Raw genomic sequence first — 1990 nt, forward strand, 5'->3', positions numbered from 1 at the left:
GACAAGCATCGTCATTTTATTATGGTCAGCCTCAGGGTGAAGTGTGTCTAATCAACAGGGTTTTCGGTCTCTAAGTACTTTTTAAAGGGAACATCATCGACTCAAATCTCTATTTGCAACAGTGCCCCATGAAGTGCCTGCCTGCGTCTGTTAGCCGAACGCCCCGCGCATGGCGCTCAAATAGCAGGACACCAAGGTTATCCTCCAGCGCTTTCACACGCGCGCTGACGCTCGACTGGCTGATACCAAGTGCCTTGGCCGCATGCCGAAAATTCAGATGCTCGGCGACGGCGATGAACTGAACAAGGGAAATGAGCGGTATCCTGCCAGACAGGATACCGACATTCACGAGGTTTCGATGGTTAGTGCGCCGCATCGGAGCGGGCCTGCTACCAGTCGTCGGTTAGACGACTGGCGACTTCTCGGTGGCAGCCCCACGGAGCCGAAGGAGCACCAGCCCCAACGAAACCAGTACCGCCATCGCCGTGGCGTAACAGATCACGGGCCACGCTGTGTCACCGTTTAAAAGTGCCACCGCCAATGTCCCGACAATGCTGACTATCAGGCTTTGAACGCAGAAGTAGAACGCGACCGCTGATCCCGCGATGTCGTCGAACTCTGCCAAAGCGCCGTTCGCGGTAACGGACACCGTGAAGACAATACCGACCGCGACAACCCACATCGGTAGGATGAAGGTGAGGAATGACGGCGAGCCGTAAAGTTCGCCGATCCCCAACAGGACCGCTCCGCAAACAAGCAACGCCATCCCACGCGCCACGCATCCTGCGATGCCCCATCTGGCGACAAAGGACTTCGCGAAACGGGTTGTCACGATCATTACAAGCGCGACAGTGGCGAAGGCAAAGCTGAATCCGATCTCGGAATATTCCGCTTGGCCTATGAGCACACGGGGAGCCGTCGAGAAGAAGACGAAGTAGGTGCCCATACCGGCGCTAAAGCCGACAGTGTAAACCCAAAAAGCCGGACTCGCGAAGATCGGCAAGACAGATCGGCGCGTCTTGACTTGATCCAGAGGGCGGGTTTCGTGCCACCTGAAACCCGCATTTAGGAGTGCGAGCATCGCCAGTATAGCCAAAGTAATGAATATCGCCTGCCATCCCAAGAACTCGCCGATCAATACTCCGGCGATAGGGCCGAGCGCAGGCACGAACGCCAGCATCGAACTGAAAAGGCCGTAGATGACGACACCCTCAGGACGGTTGGCATAAACGTCGCGAACCGTCGCGAACGTCGCCACCAGCATGGCCGACGCGCCCACTGCTTGAAGTAGACGGAAAGCGACAAAGGCCGGTGCAGTTGAAGACCAAGCTGCTCCCAGAGACGCAATGACGAAAGCCGTTGCGCCCGCAAGTAGAATTGGCCGTCGCCCGATTCTGTCTGAGAGCGGACCAAAAATCACCTGGCCCACGCCGAGCATCACCATATAGAGGCTCAACGTGAGTTGGATCATAGCGGGCGTCGTGTTCAGGATGCCGGGCATCGCTGGAACGACAGGGAGATAAATATCCATCGCCAGTGAAGCGAGGATGTCGAAAGGAGCCATCAGCAGCAGTGCTGCCGGCAGCGTATAGGCCCACGCGGGGCGTGTGGTGGTCATGACGAATCAACCCTCGATTAAGGAATACCGGGCGACGTCTGCTCGTCAGCAATCAGATGAGACTAGCCTTACAGAGCGCCGCAACAACAATACTGGTTGTTGCGGCTTACTTGTCTGCTGACTTGGAATTTCCCATCTGATTACTCCACGCTTACGAATATGAATTGCTACATTTTATCCGATTATCTTTTGCTTCGCAATGCGGCATGGGCGCACTCAGCGTTCCAGCCCCCTCTGCCGCCCTAAATGCTTGCTCCAATGCATCGAGCACCATATCTGTATTCATCCGTGTCGATACTTTCCATCCAACAATTGCTCGTGAGAACACATCAATAATAAATGCAGTATAAACCCAGCCTGAATTTGTTTGAA

At 55.2% G+C, this 1990-nt stretch carries 2 protein-coding genes and 1 pseudogene; all 3 read right to left on the bottom strand.

Translation table 11 applies throughout. From position 1 onward, the window contains the following. Positions 1–109 precede the first annotated feature (109 nt). The gene (locus FTV30_RS15930) at positions 110–376 is read right to left on the bottom strand and encodes a LysR family transcriptional regulator (protein ID WP_077170324.1); all 267 of its coding nucleotides are present in this window, start codon (positions 374–376) and stop codon (positions 110–112) included. Positions 377–403: 27 nt separating this feature from the next. After that, positions 404–1618, bottom strand: coding sequence for a chloramphenicol/florfenicol efflux MFS transporter FloR (gene floR / locus FTV30_RS15935; protein ID WP_000214122.1), 1215 nt, complete (start codon positions 1616–1618; stop codon positions 404–406). A 247-nt stretch (positions 1619–1865) separates the two neighbouring features. Continuing rightward, positions 1866–1990, bottom strand: a pseudogene (locus FTV30_RS15940) (DDE-type integrase/transposase/recombinase); the annotation flags it as partial.

This window comes from Acinetobacter sp. YH12255 (assembly GCF_013417355.1).
Lineage (GTDB): Bacteria > Pseudomonadota > Gammaproteobacteria > Pseudomonadales > Moraxellaceae > Acinetobacter > Acinetobacter pseudolwoffii.